The following is a 22584-nucleotide window of genomic DNA, read 5'->3' as shown; positions in this document are numbered from 1 at the left end:
TCGACGCATGGCGGGCGGTCCCCTTTGGCCGTCCGTCCGCAAGAACTCGCATACGGACCTGCCCATGGCGTTTCCCCTTTCCCGGATCCGCGTCGCCGTCGTGGCGGTGACCCTGGCTCTCGGTGCCTGCGCGCCACCGGTGCGGCCACCGGCCTTCGTCCCCCGCGACGAGGTGCCGCTTGCGGGCCTGCCGACCGGCAAGGCGGGCTGGCCCGAACCCGAATGGTGGCGCCGCTATGGCGATCCGCAGCTGGATCGTGTCGTCGACCTTGCCATGTGGGGTTCACCGAACATGGAGCAGGCCGAGGCGCGCTACCGTGCGGCGACCCGCGCGGTGGATTCCGCGCGAGCCGAGCTGAATCCCCAGGTGCGCGGCCTGCTCGGTGGTTCGCACGGTTACAGCGACGTTACCCTGCGCGGCCAGGTGCCGGGCATGCCCGGCAACGCCCAGGGATTCCAGCTGAGCCCCGGGCATAGCTGGAGCAACAGCGGCGTCGCAGGCGCGCTGGCGACATGGGATCTGGATCTGTGGGGCAAGCAGAAGGATGCCGTCGCCGCGGCCGTGGGCCAGGCCCGGGCCGCCGAGGCCGAGCGTGCATCGGCGGCCGCTTCGTTGCAGTACAACGTCGCCAACACCTACTTCGACTGGCAGGCGCAGCAGGCCCGGCTGGCCGTCGCGAAACACGCGGCCGAAAGCGCCGCGCAGTATCGCGAACTGGTGGCATTGCGGGTGCATGGTGGTCTCGATGATCCCACCACGCTCGACCAGGCCGATGGTCAACTGGCGCAGCAGCGTCGCGCGGTGGCCCAACTGGAGGGCGCCGCGTCGCTCGACCTCGTTCAGCTTGCCGCGTTGGCAGGCGCTTCGCCGGCGGTGTTGGGCGCGCTCACGCCAGCGCCCTTGCCGACGCCCGACACCGAATTGCCCCAGGACGCGCGCCTGGGTCTGCTGGCCCGCCGTCCGGACATCGCCGCCGCGCGCTGGCAGATCGAGGCCTCGTCGCGGCAGATCGACCAGGCCCGCAAGGCTTATTACCCCGACGTGAGCCTGATGGCCCTGGGCGCGTTTCTGCGTACCTACCCCAACCTCGGCTCCGGCACGCGCACGGATCTCACGCTCGGCAACATCGGGCCGTCCGTGCAACTGCCGATCTTCAGCGGTGGCAGGCTGAAAGCACAGTACGAGAGCGCGCAGGCTCAGCTCGACACCGCCGTCGCCCAGTACGACGGTGCCGTGGTGCAGGCGGCAGGTGATATCGCCCAGGGCGTGGCGACCCTGCGCGCACTCGATGCGCAGCGCGAACAGCAGGATCGCCAATACGACGCCGCCGAGGCGCAGAAGCGCAAGGCGGGCGATCGCCGTTCCAAGGGCCTCATCGACGATCGCAACTGGCTCAACGCCGACATGCAGGTCGACCAGCAGCGCGATGCGCGGCTGCAACTCGTCAGCCAGATGCTGTCGGCCAATCTTTCCCTTATCCATGCGCTGGGTGGCGGCTACCACGCCGATGACCTGCCCGCTCTTCCGGCCACCGCCGCCGGCGAGGAATCCTCGCGATGACCATCGAGAATGACGAACCGCGCGACGGGGACACGAACGCGCCCTTGCCATACAAGTATCGCTACAAGTACCTGCACAAGTACGGCGAGGAGTCATCGCCCGAAGAAAAGCACGACGGCGACGACGGGAAAAAGGACGACGACAAGCAGGCCAACAAGGAAAAGGACGAGGACAAGAAGAAAGAAGGTGACGATCCGAAGGCGAAGCGCCGCAAGGTCCTGGTGCTATCGATCATCGCCGCCGTGTTCATCCTGGCCGGTCTGGCATGGCTGCTTCTCTACCTTTTCGTGCTGTCCAAGCGCGAAACCACCGACGATGCCTATGTGAAAGGCGATATGGTGACTGTCTCGTCGCGCGTCGCCGGCACCGTCGTCGAAGTGGCCGTGGAAGAGACCGATCGCGTCCATGCGGGACAGGTGCTGATCCGTCTCGACCCGGTCGACGCGCGCGTGTCGCTCATGAATGCCAAGGGCCAGCTGGCGCAGGCCGTGCGCGAGGCGCAGGCAAAGATGCAACAGGCCAACCAGGCCGACGCGGCCATACCGCAGCGTCGTGCGCAGTACGAGCAGGCTCGCGACGAGTACAACCGTCGCCATCCGCTGCTCGAACGTCGCGCGGTCTCGGCGGAGGAAGTGGATACCGGCAAGCGGCAGATGCAGCAGGCACTTGCTGGCCTGCAAGCCGCGGAGCGCGAGGCGGCCGCGGCACATGCCCAGGTGGATGGCACCACGGTGGAGAACTTCCCGGCAGTGGTGCAGGCGCGCGCGCAGTTCCGCAACGCGTGGGTCAACAGCGGTCGCAATGCCATCGTCTCGCCGATCGAGGGCTACGCCGCGCGGCGTCAGGTGCAGGTCGGGCAGCGCATCCAGCCGGGACAGGACCTGCTCACGGTGGTGCCGCTGGCCGATCTGTGGGTGGATGCCAACTTCAAGGAGACCCAGCTGGAACATATCCGCATTGGCCAGCCGGTGAAGGTCACCACCGACATGTATTCCGATATCGAGTACCACGGCAAAGTGGTTGGCCTGAACGCTGGCACCGGTAGCGCGTTCTCGCTGCTTCCGGCCGAGAACGCCACGGGCAACTGGATCAAGGTTGTGCAACGCCTGCCGGTGCGCGTGGCGATCGATCCGGAAGACCTGCGCAAGCACCCGCTGCGCATTGGCCTGTCCACGGACGTCACCGTGGATACGCATGATCGCGACGGCAAGGTGCTGTCCGAGACGCCACGCAGCAAGCCGCTCATGACTACCAATGTCTACGAGCAGGAAATGAACGAGGCCGACGAGCACGCGCAGGAGATCATCCGGGCCAACACCGTCACCGTGCCCGCGCCCGTGCCGGCGAAGCGCTGACCGATGGCGGGCCATGGCAACGGTTCGCCGTCGCCGCTGCGCGGTGGGCAGCTTGCGCTGCTGACGGCGGGTGTGGCACTGGCCACGTTCATGGAGGTGCTCGATATCTCCATCGTGAACGTGTCGGTCCGGACCATTGCGGGCAACCTCGGCGTCAGCAGCAACGAAGGCACGATGGCGATCAGCGCCTATTCCATGGCCAGTGCGGTCATGCAGCCGCTGACTGGATGGGTGGCCAAACGCTTCGGCGAAGTGCGTACGTTCAGTGTCTCGGTACTGCTGTTCGTGATCTTTTCGGCGATGTGCGGGCTGGCGCAGAGCATGCCGATGCTGATCGTGTTCCGCCTGCTGCAAGGCGCGGTATCCGGCCCGATGGTGCCGTTGTCGCAAACCCTCCTGCTCAACAACTATCCACCGGCGAAGCGGCCGATCGCACTGGCGCTCTGGGCGATGACCGTCGTCGTCGCACCCGTGTTCGGGCCTATCCTTGGCGGTTGGATCACCGACAACTACCACTGGTCGTGGATCTTCTTCATCAATATCCCCGTGGGCCTGTTCGCGCTGGTCATCACCATCACGTTGCTGCGCAGCCGCGAGTCGAAGGTGGTGAAGATGCCGGTGGACGCCATCGGTCTGTTCCTTCTGGCCGTGGGCGTTGGCTGCCTGCAATTCATGCTGGACAACGGCAACGACGACGACTGGTTCACGTCGAAGACGATCACGGTGCTGGCGATCGTGGCGCTGGTCTGCATCACCTTCCTCATCGCCTGGGAGCTGATGCACAAGAATCCGGTGGTGGAGCTTCGCCTTCTGGGGAAACGGAACTTCTTCGTTGGCGTGCTATGCCTGTCGATGGGCATGTTCGCCTTCTTCGGCGGTACGGTCGTGATGCCCATGTGGGTGCAGGAGGTGATGGGATACACCGCGACCTGGGCGGGCTTTGTGGTCGCGCCCATCGGTATCCTGGCGATCTTCATGTCGCCCCTGGTGGGCGCGTTCCAGCACAAGTTCGACCTGCGCCTGCTCAACACGGTGGGTTTTGCGATCTTCGCAGGCGCCTCGTTCTGGATGGCGACGCTCAACACGACCGCGCCCTATGCCGAGCTGGCCTTACCGCGATTGATGATGGGTGCGGGGGTTGCCTTGTTCTTCGTGCCGGTGAACCAGATCATCCTGGCCGGGATTCCTGACGAGCAGGTGGCGAGCGCATCGGGCCTATCGAACTTCTTCCGTACGCTGGCAGGCAGCATCGCCACGGCGGTGAGCACCACGATGTATTCGCATCGCACGACCTACCACCATGCGACGCTGGCGGAGCATGTGGTGTCGGGTGATCGGACCACGATGGAATACCTGGATCGGTTCCAGGCGTTCGGTGTGCAGGGTCCCACGGCCAACGCGGTGCTGAATCGTATCGTGGATGTGCAGGCGGCGACGTTGGCGGTGAACGACGTGTTCTGGTTGTTCGGCCTGTTGTTCGGCCTGGCGATGGTTGCCATCTGGTTCGCGAAGCCGCCCTTTGCATCGGGCGGCTCGCCAGGTCACTGATACCCGCGACTTGTAGGAGCGCGCTTGCGCGCGATCGCGCGCCAGCGCGCTCCTACGAGATTACGAGAAGGCCAATGTTTCAGTCAGATCGCCCGGCGCAGGACCCCCTGCGGCCACCATGGCGTCCTCGCGCATCTTCAGTCCAGGCAGTTTCTCCAGTTTGAAACGGCGCGTGATGAAGCGTGCGATGGAGCCGGTATCGTAGATCGTATGTTCCACATGGCCCTTCTTGGCGAAAGGCGACACCACCAGCGCGGGGATACGGGTGCCCGGACCCCAGCGGTCACCCTTCGGCGGCGCCACGTGATCCCACCAGCCACCGTTTTCATCGAAGGTGATCACCACCAGCATGTTCTTCCACTGCTTGCTCTGGCGCAGCTCGTGGATGATCGCGCCGATATGGCGATCACCCGCTTCCACGTCCGAATAGCCAGCGTGCATGTTGAGGTCGCCCTGAGGCTTGTAGAACGCCACCGGCGGTAGCGTGCCGGCCTTGGCGTCGGCGAGGAAGCGGTTGGTTTTCGCCGTCTCGCCCAGGCCGCCGTCGCGCAGATGCTTCTTGCGGGCGTCGGTTCCCGGCGCCAGGCTCACGAAATAGTTGAGCGGCTGGTGGTGCGCCTGGAAGTTCGGCGTGGACGGGAAGCTGCCGTTCTCGCTGTCGCCCTTGCCGTCCAGCGCCGCCTGGAAGGCGCCGCCGTACCAGGCCCAGTCCACGTTCTTCGCGGAGAGGACGTCGCCGATGTGCTTGTGCGTCTGCGGCACCAGGGTGTTCGGGCTGCTGGCGTCGGCGAGGGCCGGATTCTTGTGATCCACGTTGAAGCCCGGCGAGTACGGCGGACCCATGGTGTTCACCGCGTAGAAATCCGGGGTGAGCTGGTTGTGGTGGGCGAACTTCGGCTTGCCCTGCATCGCGCTGGCCGGGGAGTCGTCCGCCATCTTCAGGCGGTAGTCGGTGGCCGAGCCGCTTTGTGTCACCGCGATACCGAACTGGGCCGGGCTCTTGTCGGCGTCCGGATAGAACGGCGGCTGGGCGGCCACGAGGTATTGGTGGTTGAGGAACGAACCGCCGAAGGCGCCCATGAAGAAGTTGTCACAGAGCGTGAACTGCTCGGCGAGGCGCCACAGGCGCAGGTGTACGGGGGCTTCGTCGTAGTGGCCCATGGTCAGCGCACCGTTGTCGCCCCAGGCCACGAAGCCGTCGTTCCTGCCGCCGTTGATCTGCAACTGGTTGTTATAGAAGGCATGTACGAGATCGCGAGTGACCACGCCATGGGGCAACGGCTCGCCGTCGGGCATGCGCAGGGCCCACGGGGCATTAGGCAGGTCGAGGATGGCCTTTTCGTCGACCTTGTAGGTACGGTGATTGACCGTCTGCGCCTCGGGCACCATGCCACCCCAGATGGGGGGCAGCTTGTCGAACGCCTTGCCGGTGCGATCGCGCTGCACATAGCGCTCGGCCGACACCGCCGAGAGCGGTTCCTTCACGCCGGGGAAATTGCCGAACAGGTTGTTGAAGCTGCGGTTTTCCGCATAGATCACCACGACGTTCTGGATGTGCTTTTCGAGCAGGGCATCCATTTCGGTCGGTGAGGGTGCCGCGGCCGCGCTCTTGCCGGCCGCGACCACTTCACCGCTACCGCCCAGCGCCAGCAGCGCGCCGGTGGTGGCCATGCCGCCAAGGAGGCGGCGTCGCCCGGCGTCGGGCTTGTCGTCTTCGGGTTTGTTCATGATCGATCTGGCTTGGAAAGGTGGTGGGGACCGCGGTGTCCGCATCCATCCATGCATGGGTCACGTGAGCCCACGCAGGGTAAACGAAAAGGTGTGTCGGGGTAACGTCATGTGGTCGATCGGTTCGTTGCACATGCCCTGGCACGGGCGCATGATCTCGCCTGTCGAAAGACCGCAAGAACTATCGGTCGGACGACACTTATCTGATTCAGGAACAGGGAAAAAGGATGAAGTATCTACAAAGACTGGCCCTCGCGGGCCTGTGCGTCGTGCTGGGTGGTTGCGCGGCGCCGCTGGCGCTCAATTACGCGCCTTCCTCGACCATGACGGTGAAGGGCGTCGAGAAGGTCGGCGATTTCGAGTACATGCCTGCCAAGAACGGTAAGGTGACTCCCAATGAAATCCACAATACGGCAGCCGGCCACGTCTATTTCGAAAAACCCATTGCCGAATACTTCCACAACGCGCTTTTCGTCGAGTCGCGGTTCGTGGGCATCGATACCGGTGGAACGTACCCACTCCTCCATGGATCGATCGACGAATTCCTGATCGACGATCTGGGCTTCAGCATCGACTGGACGCTCAACGTGACCTACGTCCTTGATAACGCCGACGGCAGCGTCTGCTATCACAAGCAACAGAAGCATTCGCGTCATACCAGCAAGTTCACCCCGGGCGCTGGCTTCGCGATACTCAACGAAGTGATGAAGAGCAATATCGAACTTCTCTTCAAGGATCCCGAGTTCGTCGCATGTATCGCACCGACGCATGCGATCGTGACGCCATCGACGGGCAGCGACTCGGCCGCCTCGCAGTAAGTTCGACCGGAAACCGCCCCGGCAACGCCGGGGTGGTCCATTGGATCAGGGGCGGATCGTAGGCGGCTTTTCCCTGCGGGCCGGCCCTGGCCTGGGACACCTGGGATTTTCCGAAATGGTGCGCTAGCAATTATTTAGCACCATACTGGTGCAATCATGCAGGCGTCTTATCTCCGTTCTATGATGCCCAGGCTTGATCCAGGCCGGTCCGTCGCAGGCGGCGCCGCTGGCATAGCGATTGCTAAATGCATTCCGCCCCATACCTATTCGAGGTTTGTATGTCCGCCGCTTCCAAAGTGCTGAACCTGATCCAGGACGAGAGCATCGAGTTCGTCGACCTGCGCTTCGCCGACATGCTCGGCAAGCACCACCATGTGACCTTCCCGGCCCATGCCATCGACGAATCGACCTTCGAAGACGGCAAGATGTTCGACGGCTCGTCGATCGCCGGCTGGAAGGGCATCAACGAATCCGACATGGTGCTGATGCCGGACCCGGAAACGGCCCACCTCGATCCGTTCAGCGCCCACAAGCAGCTGATCCTGCATTGCGACGTGCTCGAGCCCAGCACCATGCAGGCCTACGGCCGCGATCCGCGCTCCATCGCCAAGCGCGGCGAAGCCTTCCTGAAGTCCACCGGCATCGCCGACACCGCCTTCTTCGGCCCGGAACCCGAGTTCTTCATCTTCGACTCGATCCGCTGGCAGAACGACATGGGCCGCGTGTTCTACGAGATCAACTCTGAAGAGGCCGCCTGGTCGTCGCGCTACAAGTACGACGGCACCAACACCGGCCACCGCCCGGGCGTGAAGGGCGGCTACTTCCCGGTCAGCCCCGTCGACAGCCTGGGCGACCTGCGCGCCGACATGTGCAAGGTGCTGGAATCGCTGGGCCAGGTGGTGGAAGTGCACCACCATGAAGTCGCCAACGCCGGCCAGTGCGAGATCGGCACCCGCTTCAACACCCTGGTGAAGAAGGCCGACGAACTGATGACGATGAAGTACGTCATCAAGAATGTCGCCCACCAGCAGGGCAAGACGGTCACCTTCATGCCCAAGCCCATCGTCGGCGACAACGGCTCGGGCATGCACGTGCACCAGTCGCTGTCGAAGAATGGCGAGAACCTGTTCGCGGGCGACCTCTACGGCGGCCTGTCGCAGATCGCGCTGTGGTACATCGGCGGTATCTTCAAGCACGCCAAGGCCATCAACGCCTTCGCCAACTCCACCACCAACAGCTACAAGCGTCTGGTGCCGGGCTACGAAGCCCCGGTGATGCTCGCCTACTCGGCGCGCAACCGTTCGGCTTCCTGCCGTATCCCGTACGTGTCCAGCCCGAAGGGCCGTCGTATCGAAATCCGTTTCCCGGATCCGATGCAGTCGGGCTATCTGACCTTCACCGTGCTGATGATGGCCGGCCTGGACGGTATCCTGAACAAGATCGACCCGGGTGCGCCGGCCGACAAGGATCTCTACGACCTGCCGCCGGAAGAAGAGAAGAACATCCCGCAGGTCTGCGCCAGCCTCGACGAGGCGCTTGCCGCCCTCGACAAGGACCGCGACTTCCTCAAGGCCGGTGGCGTGTTCACCGACGACTTCATCGATGGCTACATCGCGCTGAAGATGCAGGAAGTGACCCGCTACCGCGCGAGCACCCATCCGCTCGAGTTCCAGATGTACTACGCGATCTGACGATTCGCGGAAAGGTTCGATGAAAAGCCCCCGGTGGTGAACCGGGGGCTTTTTTTATCTTTCGTGACGAGAGGCGGTCCGAGGCTGTGGATCGCCCGGCGAGCAGTAGTTTTTCCTGGCGCCGGGTAATTCGCCGGTCAGAAGGTAATGCGTACCCAGGTGCCGGTAGCAGGAAAAGCGATGATCCGAGATATCCGCACCGGCCGATTCGCGTACCACGAGCGTCGCATTGGGTAGCTTGTCGGTGGCTTGCTGGATGTTCCATAGCGGCTGCCAGGGATTCTCCTCGTCATGCATGACGACGAAGGCGGGAATCCGTCGAAGATCGTCCAGCGAAGGGCCTTCGTGCGTCGCCGCGGGCCATTGCGAGCATACGAGCATCTGTTCGACCGCCTGTTTCGAAAATGCCGCCCTCAGGGCGACTTCCTTCGTCAACCAGTCGCGAACCACTTCAGGCTCGGTCTTCCAGCGGGCATCGTTGCAGATGGGTGCGATGTACGAACCATCAAATGCCTTGAATGTATCCAGGATCGAACCGCCTTCCCGCGGAAGGCGCTCGACGAGGGGGCGCGATGCCTTGCGGACCAGGGCGTCGACCGCCGGATCATCGGCGAAGCGATGGGAGGCGACATCATGAATCAGTCGCTCACGCCCGCGAACATCGACGGGCACCATCAGATAGAGGTGGGCGATATCGATGGCCGTGCGGATATGTTCGGGACGGCGCATCAAGCCAGACCACAGGTAGCGCAGTTCGAACGGAATCTCCATGAAGCGCTCGCGTACGTCGGAAGGGTCCCCACCCAGCTTCCAGCGCCCTTCGTCGTTCGCGGCGGGAACGAAGGCGTTGCGCCAAAGGACGAGTTCGAGGCCATAGGGTGTACCGGTATAGACGGCATCGAGCCCATCGGTGAAGTCCATGGCACCCTGTAGCAACAGGCGCCCCGCGTGCTGCGGAAAGGTGACGGCATACGTGGTGAGGACACGGGCGCCGAGGTCCTGACCGTAAAGATCCAGACGTTCGACGCCCAGTGCCCGGCGCAGGTCGTCCATGTCGCGAACCTGCTGCCAGGTATCGACCTCCTGGGTGACCGGCGCGCAGCGCGTCGCGATATCGCGGGCGTTGCCGATCACGCTGTCCCACATGGTGTCATGGTCGGCGCTTTCCGGCGGCATGGCGAGCACGGCAACGGCAGATGCATAGTCAAACTTGCCGCAGCGCTGCCGGAATGTCTTCGTGTCGCCGCGATGGGACAGGAAGACGATGTCAAAGCGATCGACAAGCTTCCTGAACCCGGAGGTTTCGGGATCATCCGCGTTCGACGTTCGCCATTCGAGTACGGTCGATGGCATCGTCTCGAAGCGCTGGCGCCCGAAGTCGACGAAGAGCGTCGGAGGGGGCGTGTCCTGGCCGAGGGTGGCGCGAATGCGGATCACATCCCGCGCGACGGCTGGGCTGCTGGAGTCGCCGTGATCCCTGATCGTCGTCAGCTGGCCGCACTGGAGGTGGGCGCCGAATGTCTCCTGGACATCCATGGGAATGATGCCGTCGCACGACTCCCAGCGAATGGTCGGTGCGTCGCTGGCGCAGACGCCGTGGTATGTGGCTACCACGGCGAGGGCCAGCGTGTGTTTCAGCAATCCATGCATGATCGTTTACGTCCTTGTCGGTGAGGGTGGGATTGTCGCGTCGCCCTTGTCAGGGGTGGAAGACGACAAGGGGCGCGTGGGTCATGTCCGCTGACGCTCCTGGCCAGCGGACAAAGGGGATAGGTCAGGGTATCGAGCGGGCCGGCCCGTCGTTGCAGCGGGTGACGGATGCGGATGGTACGTCTCCCGTAAGCAGGTAGTGGCCTGCCATCCTCGAAGCGCATCGTGCTCGATCGTCGGCGACGACGAAGGTGGACGAGGCGTTCTGTTGTACGACAAGGCGAGCCGTACCGAATGTCCTTGTCACACGGATCGCTGTATCCACGGGGGCTGCGTAATGAACGGCGGCGTGGACCATGAGAAAGGGTGATATCCGATGGAGCGGGCCAGGCCCAGGGCGGCCGGATGCCACGTAAGGCCACGCCTGGCAGGCGATACCGTGGATTGATCGTGTCGGATTGGGTAGGGCGAACACGCCGAGCTCGAACCGATGCTTCTCCATGAGTTCACTCGCCGTTTCATGCCACGCGATGTCATTGCATGCCGTAGCCATCGTTGCGCCATCAAGTGCGTACTTCTTCGAGGAAGAAGGGCCGCCATCCACCATGTCATTCAGCAATCGCAGGGCCGTCACGTGCAGCGATTCATCGATGGAGGCATCGGGATGGAAGCGATAGGCCGCGACATATGCCTTTATCGATGGGAGGGATGGACGTGCCGTCGGGGGCCATGCCTCTGCGATGGCCAGCGCCGCCGCGATATCGTCTCCCGTGATCAGGCGGTCCCACCATCGATGTCGCAGCGCGACCGGCATGCCCCGAAGACGCTTCATGACGGTGTTCGGCGACGTACCGAGCCGGAAACGGGACGGATGCGAGACGACGTCGCGGACAGGACCATTCCATAGGACCGATTCGGCATACATACTGCTACCGGCGGATTGGGCGGGCCATGCGTCGCTGCCGAACCCCAGGCTGTTGTCCAGGAGAAGGCGTTCGGTACGTGTCGGGTGCAGCGAGGCATACCACGAAGCCACCCAGCCGCCGTGTCCTCGTGCATAGATATGCCACGTCGGCGCGCTGAGCGCTTCACGCAGGACGTCCAGATCAGCCACGTAATTGCGAGTGCTGACGTGCCGGGCATTATCTCCGCAGGCGCCGACGAACATGCGTACGTCTCGCTCCCATGTTCGCCAGGCTTCGGCATCCCCCGTGATGAGTGCGTTCGCCGCGAGATCGCCATCCGTCGGTTCACAAGGAAGCTGCGTGGTGCCAACGCCGCGCGGCTGCAAGGCGACAAAGTCGTAACGGTCGGTAGCTCGACGAAGATCCCCGAAGTCGACATCGTCAGCCGGGTGGGACCGCCAGCGTTGCGCGACGTCTACCAATGCATTGCGCGTGTCGCCTGTAAGGTCCAGGGGAAGGACGAGCACCGTGCCTTCGATAGAGGAAGGCGCGGCGGCAGGCACGCGATAGAACGGTATCCACATCGAATCGGCCAACGGTCGATCGTGGTCGACGGGAACGCGAAGCCGTCCGCATTGCACGCGGATGGCATCCTGCGATGACGACGCGGTCGATGGCTCGGATTGGCAAGGCAGCCATTCAATGCGTGGCGATGTGGACTGCGCCGGACTCGCCACGGCTGACGTGGCAAGGAACAGAGCAGCAGACGAGTGCAGAAGGGCAGATGGCTTCACGGCGGTATTCCTCGGACGGGACAGGAAGTATTTCCGTTTGCCGATCTTCGATTGCCCGTCAGGTTATCCGGGGCAATGGCGTCTCCGTATAGGTGAAGCCCTCGTTTGGTGTAGGGAGGTTCCGTCGTTGTCAGTGTCGAAGCGAGACGTCGCAGGAGGTATGTTTGAGTTCAGGCGTGCGCCCGGTGAGGAGATAGTGGCTCGCCGCCTTCTCAATGCATGGCGTATGGGTACGGTCGAGCAGGTAATGAAGACTTAGGCCTCGTGCCATGACCAGGTGCGCCTGCGGGATACCGTCCGCCAGGCGTACGGCGCCACGAAGCGGTGTGCTGGGATCGTACTCGGCATGGATCATCAGGAAGGGAGGTAACGCGGAGAGTGTCGCCGGCCGCACTGCATTGTGCTGGGCATGGGGCCACTGAGCGCAGACCAGACCTTGGGCCACATCGTGTCCTTCCCACGTCGCATAGGTCGACGACTGCCTTTGTGCATGCTGTCGCCAGCCGGTGGGTGTTCGAGCTCAGCGGTGGTCGTTGCAGAGCGTCATGAGGTTCACCGCAAGCATCTGATCCCCGGCCCGGGACTCTGCATCGGAGACGGGAGCGGGCGATTCGAGAAGTGCGTCGATCATTTGCTGTAGGCGTTCGTGGATACGCCAGTCCAACGCATCGTCGTCGTTTAGCCTCTTCTTCGCCAGCGTGGCACGAAGATCACTGGCCGGCATGCCCGGGGTATCGTCGAGCGTATCGGCCAAGGCAAACACGGCGATCAGTGATTCAGGGCTGTCGATACCAGGCATGAGGCTGACGCGTAATGATGCCGGTATACGTCGTAGGCGGTCCAAGAGCGCCTGCCGATTGTTACCGAGATGCCAGCGATCCGGATGGCGGACCGCTTCGCCGATCGCCAAGCGGCCGACGATGCGCTCGCGATCGGCAGTGGAAGCCTGAAGCGTTCGGTCGAGTTCGGTGGTGGCGTCGAGGGACGAATCCAGAAGGATTCTGCGCAGATGGCCCGGATAGATCGATGCATAGCTCAGCCCGACGAAGCTTCCATAGGAAATACCGACGAAGTCGATCACGGGTTCGTCGAGCGCGACGCGAACGGCTTCCATGTCGCCGGCATGCTGACGTGTATCGATGTAACGGGCCAGTGGGTGCTGCCTGCAAGCGTCGACGAGGGCACGTGTATAGGTGAGCGCCGCGGTCCACGTGGCGTCGTCTAGCTTGACGCCAAGCGGTTCCGGCTCCACTGCCTGGATGGGAGCGCAGGCGACCGTGGTGCCTCCATCCAGGCCACGCGGTATGACGGCGACAAAGTCGTAGCGTTAGGCCAGGAGGCGTTTGCCCCCGTGCAACGCGTCGTCGGCATCGTAGCTCGACCATCGTCGCCTCAGTTCGGGCAGGAAATCCCTGGGATGCAGGCCCGGGCCACCGAAGTGGAAGAAGAGGGTTCCCTCACGAGATGCGCCACTGAGAGCGGGTATGCGCATGATGCCGACCTCGATGCGCTGGTCCTGTAGCCCATCATGGTCGGCAGGGAGCGAGAGCCTGGCGCATTGCACGGCGCTATCTTCCGATGCCGAAGAGGTCTCCCAGGCGCAGTGATCCCATGCCAGTGGTGCCGTCGTCGAATGACAAGGCCCGAGCAGGCACAGGCCTGTAACGAAGATGGCCGTGGCGGAAGATCTGTTCGACATACGATGCATCCGGTAGTCCGTTCGCTGCCTCATGTGCGGGGAACGTAGGTGCATTCGCTGTGCTTCAGCGTGGGCAGTTCTCCCGTGAGGAGGAATCGGGGGCCATCGCGCTCGGCGCAAACGCTGCGCGATTCACCCAGCACGCCGTGACTGCGCATGCCACGTACCACCACCAGGTGTGCGTTGGGCACCGTATCCGCTGCCCGGGAGGCCCCGCCAAGCGGCGTGGCGTCGTCGAATTCGGCGTGGATCATCATGAAGGCGGGCGCTTGGGCCATTTTTTCAAGCTTGAGAGGCGCGGACCACATTGACCATGAGCGAGCACAAAGCAGGCCCAGTGCGACATCGTCACCATTCCATGTAAGGAGGTTGGCCGAACGCCATGCGACCATCGATCGCCAGCTGTCGATGTCGGGCCATTTCGTGTCATTACAGGTGGTGGCGCGATTGACGGCGATACCGTCGGGGCCGAAGTATTCGGAAGCGTCACGGCCAGAGACACGGTAGACCGAAGGAAGAAGGGCATGGGCCTGCTCGAACACAGCCTGCCGCTCGGTCGGCAACACGCCGAAATCCGCTGTATCCAGCCAGGCGATCTCGTCGCCGAGTGGTGCATCTGGATGGGCGGCCCGCCATTCACCGAGAGCGACGGCGGCGACCAGTTCCACGGGATTTTTCACGTTGGGTAGCAGTCGCGATCGCCAGGGCGAGGGCATGGCACGAAGGCGGGCGAGCAGGACATCCCGATCTTCACCGAGGCCATAGCGATCGGGCGATGCCAAGGCCGGGCTCACGGCGTCGCGGAGGAAGCTGCGTTCGTTTTCCAGTGTGGTCAGTTCGTCGACCTGCTGGAACGAGAGATGGAACGCAGCACTCGAGTCGAGCAGAAAACGGCCGGCCGTGCCAGGATGCGCCGCGGCATACCGCGATCCTACCCAGGTGCCATACGACACGCCGTAGAAGTTGAGCACCGGTTCGCCCATGGCGCGGCGCACATGCTCCATGTCCTCGACGACCTGCATCGTATCGATGTAGGGATACAGCGGGTGGTCGCAAGCCCGTGACTGGGTGTCCGCTTCGAAGATCGCCTGGGCCCAGGCATTGTCGTCGCTGGATTCCGCTAACGACATGCCGCGCCTGCCGGTGTGGATGCATTCCATGACGTCGCCACCGATCAGGCCGCGTGGTACGACGGCGACCAGATCGAACCGTTCCGTCAGTTCTTTCTTGGGGCCGTCGATGGGATCATTCCTGTCGGCGCTCACCCAGCTTTCAGCCAGCCAGGGTAGGTAGTCGTAGGGCGACGCGCCCGGTCCACCGAAGTTCATGAAGATCGCGCCTTCGCGGCGCTGCGCATCGCCGGCGCGCAGGCGGATCACGCCTAGCGTGATCTCGCCTGTATCGGCGGCCGTATCGTGATCGAGCGCCGTGGTGGTCCACGCGCATTCCAGGCGTTCAACAGGTATGGCGTGTCCGTTGTCGACAAGCGCGATCGGGCATGGCGACCAGGTAAGGGGAGCGGCTCCAGACGGGGTGGCTGAGGCGGGGAAGGTGACCAGCAGCGCACCGGCGACCGGCAGGAAGGCACCGAGGTGGCGTAAGAGGCGAAGCGTCATGGGAATGGTTCCCTCCGTCGATGCCGGGGCGTCGTGCCCAGGGCAGGGACGGAGAGACTAGGCCGCTGTATCGTGCGACCCCATCGGCCCATGCCGCCGTGGGATGCGGTGCGGGCCGGATGTTCGTGTGGGCGGATGGTCGGGCGGCGCCGCCCGGGATCGACCCCGGATCAGTGCATGTACCAACCGTGCGTGACGACGATCGACTGTCCCGTCAACGCATTGGATCGGAAGCCGGCGAGGAAGATGGCGGTGTCGGCGATGTCCTCCAGCGTGGTGAATTCGCCATCCACGGTGTCGCGAAGCATGACATCGCGGACGACGGCATCTTCACTGATGCCCAGCGTCTTCGCCTGCTCGGGAATTTGTTTTTCTACCAGCGGCGTGCGGACGAATCCCGGGCACATCACGTTGGCGCGTATGCCGTCCGGGGCGCCTTCCTTCGCGATGGTACGCGCCAGGCCGAGCAATCCATGCTTCGCGGTCACGTAAGGTGCCTTGAGGCGCGAGGCGACGTGCGAATGCGCCGAACCCATCAGCAGGATGGAGCCGCCGCGGCCGGCGTCCTTCATCTGGCGCATGGCGGCACGCGCGGTGAGGAAGGCGCCGTCGAGATGGATCGCGAGCATGCGTTTCCAGTCGTCGAAGCGGAAGTCGACCAGCGGTGCCACGATCTGCACGCCCGCGTTGCTGACGAGGATGTCGACAGGACCCAACTCGCGAAGCGTACGGGCGAATCCATCCTCGACCTGTGCCTCATCCGTTACGTCCATGGCGATGCCGATGGTGTTTCCACCGATGGCGATGGCGGCCTCTTCCGCCTTGTCGGCGGCGAGGTCGGCGATGACGACCCGGGCGCCCGCCTTCGCATAGGCTTGCGCGATGGCGCGACCGATACCGCTGGCCGCGCCCGTGACGAGGGCGATCTTGCCTTCGAGTTCCTGCATGGGGCTGCTCCGTCGAGGGGATGACGAAGCTTAGCCGGTATCAGGGTTTGACCAGGGTGAACGCGCTCGCGTCGCCGGTGGTGGATGAACCGGTGATCCAGACATCGAATACGCCGGGCTCCGCATCGAATGTATGGCCGTCGACGTGGGTAAAGGCAAGGTCCAGACGGGTCAGTTCGAACGAGACCTCTTCGGAGGCGCCCGGTGCGAGCAGGATCTTCCGGAACGCCTTCAGCTCGCGCACGGGGCGCACACGACTGGCGACGCGATCATGCACATAAAGCTGCACGACCTCCTCGCCCGCCAACTCGCCGGTGTTGGTGACCGTGGCGCTGACGATGATGGTCTCGTCCCAGCCGACCTTGGCCTGCACCACCGGCTGGGTGTATCCGAATCGCGTATAGCTCAGGCCGTGGCCGAACGGATAAAGCGCCTCGAAGGTCACTTCGCGGTAACGCGCCTTGAACGCGGGTGGCTGGTCGGACAGTTCCGGGCGGCCCGTGCGTGCGTGGTTGTAGAAGAAGGGTTGCTGTCCCGAATCCTGCGGAAAACTCACCGGCAGACGGCCGGACGGGTTGTAGTCGCCGAACACGACATCGGCGATCGCCGGGCCGGCCTGCGTGCCGAGGAACCAGGTGACGAGGATCGCGTTTGCATCGCGCACGGCACCGGACAGGGCAAGCGCGCGACCATTCTTGAGTAGCACGACCACCGGCGTGCCCGTGGCCACGACGGCCTCGGCCAGGGCCTGTTGTGCGGCGGGCACCACGATCTGCGTACGCGCCTGCGCTTCGCCGGAGTAGTTCTGCGGTTCGCCGATGGCGAGCAGCACCACGTCGGCGCGTTTAGCCGCCGCGACGGCCGCGTCGATGCCACCGTCGATGGGGTCTTCGATGCCGCTACCGGCCACGATGTCGAGCTGACCGTCGGATACGGCGTCGCGGATACCCGTGGCGATATCGACGTAGCGGCTCTTGTCGCCGAACAACGTCCAGCAACCTTCGATGTTGTCGCGGTCTTCCGCGAAGGGGCCGATAAGGGCGATGCGTGTGTCCTGCTTTCGCAGGGGAAGCACGCCGTCGTTCTTCAGAAGGACGATCGAGCGCCGCGAGGCATCGCGCGCGAGCGCATCGTGCTCGGGCAGCTTCGAGGTGTCGGCTTCCGCAACGGGATCGAGCGAGCGGTACGGATCGTCGAACAGGCCGATGGCATCCTTCACGCGCAGTACGCGACGTACGCCTTCGTCGAGCACGGCCATGGACACGTCGCCCTTCTCCACGAGGTCGGCCAGGTGAGCGGCGTAGTAACCGCTCTGCATGCTCATGTCCACGCCGGCGAGGAAGGCCAGGCGCGTGGCATCGCGCTCGTCCTCGGCGTAACCGTGGGCGATCAGTTCCATGTCGGCGGTGTAGTCGGAGACGACGAAGCCATCGAAACCCCACTCATCACGCAGGATACCGGTCATCAATGCGCGGTTGGCCGACGCGGGCACGCCGTTGATGTCGTTGAAGGCGCTCATGATGGTGAGGGCGCCGGCATCGAGCGCCGCCTTGAACGGCGGCAGGTGGACATCGCGCAGCGTCTGCGGTGCGATATCCACGGTGTTGTATTCCATACCGCCGGCCACGGCGCCATAGGCGGCGAAGTGCTTCGGCGTAGCGAGCAGCGAATCCTTCGCGGTCAGGTCGGGACCTTGGAAGCCGCGCACGCGGGCGGCGGCAAACGCCGAGCCGAGCACCACGTCCTCGCCCGCGCCTTCGGCGACACGGCCCCAACGCTGGTCGCGCGCGATGTCCACGGCCGGAGCGAAGGTCCAGTGCACGCCGGCTGCGGTCGCTTCCACGGCAGTGACGCGGGCGGTGCGCTCGGCGAGATCGGGTTCGAAGGTCGCCGCTTCACCCAGCGGAATCGGAAACACGGTGCGCATGCCATGGATCACGTCGGAGCCGAACAGCAACGGGATGCCCAGGCGGCTTTCCTCCACGGCCACCCGCTGCGCCTCACGGCCTTCCGTCGCGCCGACGCCGTTGAACAGTGAGCCGACCTTGCCGGCGCGGATCTGCTCGAGTACTTCGGCGGCACCCTTGGCGTTCACCTCGGGGTTGATGTCCGGAGCGAAGGGGCGCACGGCATCGGCGAAGACGCCGAGCTGTCCGACCTTCTCCTCCACGGTCATGCGGGCAATGAGGTCTTCGATGCGGGAATCACGGGTCATGTCGGTCGATCTGCAAAGCGGGTGGCCGTAGCCGGGAGCGGGCTAGGATACCGGCATCGCGTCGCTTGGTGGGCACGTAAATGGCGTTACATGTAAACGATTACGTCGTTGGGCGCCAAGACCTTCACTGAGGTGAAGGTCTTGGCGTTCAGGATGTGCCGCGAGCGGGGAACAGGCGGGCGATCGCGCCGGCCAGCGCATCGGAGCCATAGGGCTTGCCGAGCACCACGGTGCGGGAGTCCGCCTGCACGGAGGCCACGTTGGCGTGTCCGGTAGCGAAAATCACGGCCAGGCTTTCGCGGCGGCCCCGCGCCTGCGTCGCCAATTCGACACCGGACATGCCGGGAAGGCCCACGTCGGCAATAAGCAGGTCGATGGCCTGCCTCTCCAGCACGTCGAACGCCTGGTTCGCGTCACCGGCCTCGTAGACCTCGTGTCCGCGCAACTGCAGCATTTCGACGACCGTGGTGCGGACGAGCCAGTCATCTTCCACCACGAGGATGCGTACCTTCCGGTGGGCGGGCGGCGTGATGGAGGGTACTGTCATTGGCTGGGCGGCGTTGCGTTGCGCCTGCGCGGCGAACACCTGGCGAAGCTTGCGGGCCAGGGATTCGCGCGTATACGGCTTGCTGAGCAGTTCGACGCCCTCGTCGAGGCGGCCACCGTGGACGATCGAGTTTTCCGTATAGCCTGAGGTGAATACCACGGCCATCCCAGGCAGGCGTTCGCAGGCCTTGCGGGCGAGTTCGGTGCTCTTGAGCGTGCCGGGCATCACCACGTCGGTGAAGAGCAGGTCGATCGGAATGCCGCTATCCACGATGGAAAGCGCGCTGGATGCGTCGCGTGCCTTCAGCACGCGATAGCCCAGGTCGGCGAGCATGGCTACGACAGTCTCCCGCACCGCGTCGTCGTCCTCGGCGACGAGGATCGTCTCGCTGCCACCGGTCACCGGACCGACGTCGATATCCACGATGACGTCTTCCGTCTGCGTGGTGCGCGGCATGTAGAGCTTTACCGTCGTGCCATGGCCGGCTTCGCTGTAGATGCGGATGTGGCCGCCGGACTGCTTCACGAAGCCGTACACCATCGACAGACCAAGGCCCGTGCCGCGTCCTTCCGGCTTGGTGGTGAAGAAGGGATCGAACACCTTGTCGACGATATCGGCGTCGATGCCGTGGCCCGTATCGGTGACGGCCAGCAGCACATACTGTCCCGCGCTCACGTCGTCGAGGGCATCGACATAATTGGCGTCGAGATAGGCGTTGCCCGCCTCGATCGTGAGGCGGCCTTGTCCGTCCATGGCGTCGCGCGCGTTGATCGCGAGATTCAGGAGCGCATTCTCGATGTTGCCCGGGTCGATCAGCGTGTTCCACAGGCCGCCGGCGATAATCGTCTCGATCTCGATGGCCTCGCCGAGCGTACGCCGAAGCAGGTCGTCCATGTCGCGGATGAAGCGACCGATATTGACCACCTTGGGCGCCAGCGGCTGGCGCCGACCAAAGGCGAGCAACTGCGCGGCCAGCTTGGAGCCGCGCGTCACGCCTGCCATCGCGTTGGACACGCGACGGCTCGCCCGATCGTTGCCTGCCGTGTCTTCCGCGAGTAACTGGAGGTTGCCGCTGATGACCTGGAGTAGGTTGTTGAAGTCGTGTGCCACGCCACCGGTGAGATTACCGATGGCTTCCATCTTCTGACTCTGGCGCAGGGCGTCCTGGGTGCGCAGGAGTTCGGCGGTACGCTGGGTCACGCGCTCCTGCAACGTGGAGGCAAGATCGGCCAGCGCCGCTTCCGCCTTCTTACGGTCCGAGATATCGACAAAAAGAGCGGCGAAGCGATCGTCGCCGATGGCGCGGGCACGCGATTCGAACCAGCGTCCGCCGAGCGCGGGGACGTTCACCTCGAACTCGGTGGAACCACCCTCGTCGAGCAGGCGCGCATAGCGTTCGATGATCGCGTCGTCGATATCCGGGATCACTTCCCGCACGCGGCGGCCATCGGCGTCGGCGGTGGGGATGCCGGTCTGCCGTTCGAAGGCCGGGTTGAGTTCGGTCATCACGAAGTCGGTCACGCGTCCCGCTTCGTTGCGCAACGCGCGGCCCATCACGAAGCCTTCGTGCATCTGCTCGAACAGTGTCCGCCAGCGTTGCTCGCTGGCGCGCAGCGCATCCTCGGCCGCCTTGCGATGCGTAATGTCCATGGCGATGCCGATGTAACGGCGCCGGGCGCGGCCTTCATGGCGGACGACCTCACCGCGCCGGGCGATCCAGCGGATCTCGCCCGTGACGGGATCCACCCGGCGATATTCCACGTAGTCCAGTGGATTGCCTTGCTCCATGCGGTTCATCGCCGCCGATGAGCGATCGTCGGGATGGAGCATCATGTACAGCATGGTGTCGGTGACAGGCCCCTGCGCGGGGAGCCCCCATATGCGACGGTATTCGTCGGAGACCTCGAGCCGGCCGGTTTCCGGGAACCACTCGAAGGTGCCCACGCCACCGGCCTGCTGGGCGATGCGAAGGCGCTGCTCCACCTCCACCCGGTGCGTGGTCTCCTTGATGAGTACCACTACGCCGCCGACCTTGCCGTCGTCGTTCATCAGCGGGCTGTAGTCGAGGTGAAGCCAGACGTCTTCCGGTTCGCCGGTGCGGTTGAGCATCACGTGCTGGTCGCGAAACGAAAGCGTGCCCCCCGCGAACACCGTGGCGAGCACTTGGCGGTTGAAGTCGGCGACCTCCGGCCAGCCCAGGGTGACGGGCTGGCCCAGCACGGAAGGATGGCGCAGTCCGGCGATGGCGCGATACGCGTCGTTATAGAAGAGCACGCCTTCCGGACCCTGGAACAGGGCCATCGGGGCTTCGGTGCGCAGCATGGTGGCGAGCACGTGGCGCAATGCGTCCGGCCAGGTGTCCATGGGGCCCAGCGAACTGGCGCGCCAGTCCATGTCGCGGATCAGTCGCCCCAGTTCGCGATCGGCGGGAAGAAACCAGGTCGGGTCGATCGGCGTTACGGACATGCGGCGAGCCTTCGCGGATCACATGGATGACCCGCGATGGTAGCGTGCGGGGCGTTTCAGGTGGCCGCGTGACTTACCACGTCGACCATGGCGAGCCACATGTCGCAGTCGCCATCACTGAGTACATCGATCAGGACGGCGGCGATGGCCAAGGTAGCGAAGCCCTTGCGTATCGCACCGATCGCCGCGCCCATCGCTGCCGCCTTGCGGCCCAGGAGGCGCCCTGCGCGTTCCAGGAAGCCCAGCCGGCTTGCGATGCGGTGGACTTCGCGGGCGACCTGCGGCTCGGCCTGGCTTGCCTGGTCACGGATAAGATCGCTCAGCACATCCATACGGTCGGTGAAATACGGACCCACGCCGGTCGTGAAGATCACCCAGTCGCGTGCCTGGGCCTGCGCAAGGCTCATGATCTCGCTGGGGTCCTCCTCGAAATCGATGAAACCCACGCCGGTGTCGCCGACCGTGATGTTGCGCGCGAACGCCTGGCCCAGGTAGCCACCATGGCGATGCAGCTTGCCAATGGCCTGTGCCGTCTGCCGCACCAGGATGTCGGCGTCGTTGGCGCTCTTCAGACGCTTCAGGCGGTGGGCGAGGGTCGGGCCCATGTCGCTGAGGATGAGGCTGCGAGGTCCTTCGCCCAGGATGCGCGGCACGGGTGCACCGCAAGCACGCAACGCCTCGAGACGGCGCAATTCGATGTTCTTGGCCTGTTCGCCCGAGTAGCGTGGTGGCGAGCGCAGTGCCATCAGGTCGAGACGGGACGCCAGGGCGTTCCAGACGCGCACCAGTGAGGGCCTGAGCCAGTTGTCAGGGTCGTAACGCTTTAGCCAGGCGGTGCGTCCGCCCAACTTGAATTGCTGCACCATTCGGGGCTCTCCGTGAACCTGGCAAACCGGCGATGAACCGCCCATTTCCCAAGAAACTCCACAGCCAGATGACTGCGTCCCAACCCCGTAAGCGAATTGTAAGCTTAGATTTTGCTTATGACATCCCTTGCCATCTATTTGTAAATAAATAGTTAATTTTCGTTATGTTGCCTGCCGT

The 22584-nt window shown here is 64.1% G+C and carries 15 protein-coding genes; 5 read left to right on the top strand and 10 right to left on the bottom strand.

Annotation, left to right across the window (positions count from 1 at the left end; translation table 11 throughout):
* Positions 1-64 precede the first annotated feature (64 nt).
* Genes GAK28_RS13160 through GAK28_RS13150 form a run of 3 tightly spaced genes read left to right on the top strand, consistent with a single transcriptional unit; the run spans position 65 to position 4464 of the window.
* Entirely contained in the window at positions 65-1561 is a 1497-nt protein-coding gene (locus GAK28_RS13160; protein ID WP_291779729.1) for an efflux transporter outer membrane subunit, read from the top strand.
* A complete protein-coding gene (locus GAK28_RS13155) occupies positions 1558-2916 on the top strand; it encodes an efflux RND transporter periplasmic adaptor subunit (protein ID WP_291779726.1) in 1359 nt (452 codons plus the stop codon). Before GAK28_RS13160 ends, GAK28_RS13155 begins: the two co-directional genes overlap by 4 nt.
* A gap of 3 nt (positions 2917-2919) precedes the next feature.
* A complete protein-coding gene (locus GAK28_RS13150; RefSeq protein ID WP_291779724.1) occupies positions 2920-4464 on the top strand; it encodes a DHA2 family efflux MFS transporter permease subunit in 1545 nt (514 codons plus the stop codon).
* 60 nt (positions 4465-4524) lie between these two features.
* Here the strand turns inward: GAK28_RS13150 and acpA are convergent, their stop codons facing one another.
* On the bottom strand, positions 4525-6192 hold the full coding sequence (gene acpA, locus GAK28_RS13145; RefSeq protein ID WP_291779721.1) for an acid phosphatase: 1668 nt from the start codon (positions 6190-6192) through the stop codon (positions 4525-4527).
* A 227-nt stretch (positions 6193-6419) separates the two neighbouring features.
* Between acpA and GAK28_RS13140 the strand changes: the two genes are divergently transcribed.
* Positions 6420-7010 (top strand): hypothetical protein, encoded by a 591-nt coding sequence (locus GAK28_RS13140; protein WP_291779717.1) that lies wholly within the window; start codon positions 6420-6422, stop codon positions 7008-7010.
* 278 nt (positions 7011-7288) lie between these two features.
* Positions 7289-8701, top strand: a complete 1413-nt coding sequence (gene glnA, locus GAK28_RS13135; protein ID WP_291779714.1) for a type I glutamate--ammonia ligase — start codon at positions 7289-7291, stop codon at positions 8699-8701.
* A 54-nt stretch (positions 8702-8755) separates the two neighbouring features.
* Here glnA and GAK28_RS13130 read toward each other — a convergent pair whose 3' ends face one another.
* The 9 genes from GAK28_RS13130 to GAK28_RS13090 all read right to left on the bottom strand — a co-directional run bounded on the left by GAK28_RS13130 (position 8756) and on the right by GAK28_RS13090 (position 22406).
* Positions 8756-10351, bottom strand: a complete 1596-nt coding sequence (locus GAK28_RS13130; protein WP_291779711.1) for an alpha/beta hydrolase — start codon at positions 10349-10351, stop codon at positions 8756-8758.
* Between the two features lie 124 nt (positions 10352-10475).
* Positions 10476-12050, bottom strand: coding sequence for an alpha/beta hydrolase (locus tag GAK28_RS13125; protein ID WP_291779708.1), 1575 nt, complete (start codon positions 12048-12050; stop codon positions 10476-10478).
* Between the two features lie 520 nt (positions 12051-12570).
* Positions 12571-13131 carry a hypothetical protein gene (locus GAK28_RS13120; protein WP_343161874.1) on the bottom strand — a complete coding sequence of 187 codons (561 nt, stop codon included), beginning with the start codon at positions 13129-13131 and terminating at the stop codon, positions 12571-12573.
* 246 nt (positions 13132-13377) lie between these two features.
* A complete protein-coding gene (locus tag GAK28_RS13115; RefSeq protein WP_291779702.1) occupies positions 13378-13749 on the bottom strand; it encodes a hypothetical protein in 372 nt (123 codons plus the stop codon).
* A 29-nt stretch (positions 13750-13778) separates the two neighbouring features.
* The gene (locus GAK28_RS13110; RefSeq protein WP_291779699.1) at positions 13779-15365 is read right to left on the bottom strand and encodes an alpha/beta hydrolase; all 1587 of its coding nucleotides are present in this window, start codon (positions 15363-15365) and stop codon (positions 13779-13781) included.
* Between the two features lie 170 nt (positions 15366-15535).
* Complete coding sequence (locus GAK28_RS13105; RefSeq protein WP_291779695.1) at positions 15536-16312, bottom strand: 3-hydroxybutyrate dehydrogenase; 777 nt, start codon at positions 16310-16312, stop codon at positions 15536-15538.
* A 40-nt stretch (positions 16313-16352) separates the two neighbouring features.
* Positions 16353-18527, bottom strand: a complete 2175-nt coding sequence (locus GAK28_RS13100) for a glycoside hydrolase family 3 N-terminal domain-containing protein (RefSeq protein ID WP_291779692.1) — start codon at positions 18525-18527, stop codon at positions 16353-16355.
* Between the two features lie 148 nt (positions 18528-18675).
* Positions 18676-21540 carry a response regulator gene (locus tag GAK28_RS13095; protein ID WP_291779689.1) on the bottom strand — a complete coding sequence of 955 codons (2865 nt, stop codon included), beginning with the start codon at positions 21538-21540 and terminating at the stop codon, positions 18676-18678.
* 56 nt (positions 21541-21596) lie between these two features.
* Entirely contained in the window at positions 21597-22406 is an 810-nt protein-coding gene (locus tag GAK28_RS13090; protein ID WP_291779686.1) for a serine/threonine protein phosphatase, read from the bottom strand.
* Positions 22407-22584: the final 178 nt, after the last annotated feature.

It is taken from the genome of Luteibacter sp. (assembly GCF_009912395.1).
Classification (GTDB): domain Bacteria; phylum Pseudomonadota; class Gammaproteobacteria; order Xanthomonadales; family Rhodanobacteraceae; genus Luteibacter.
The sequence above is the reverse complement of the archived record's forward strand: the minus strand, read 5'-3'. Positions and strand labels throughout refer to the sequence as shown.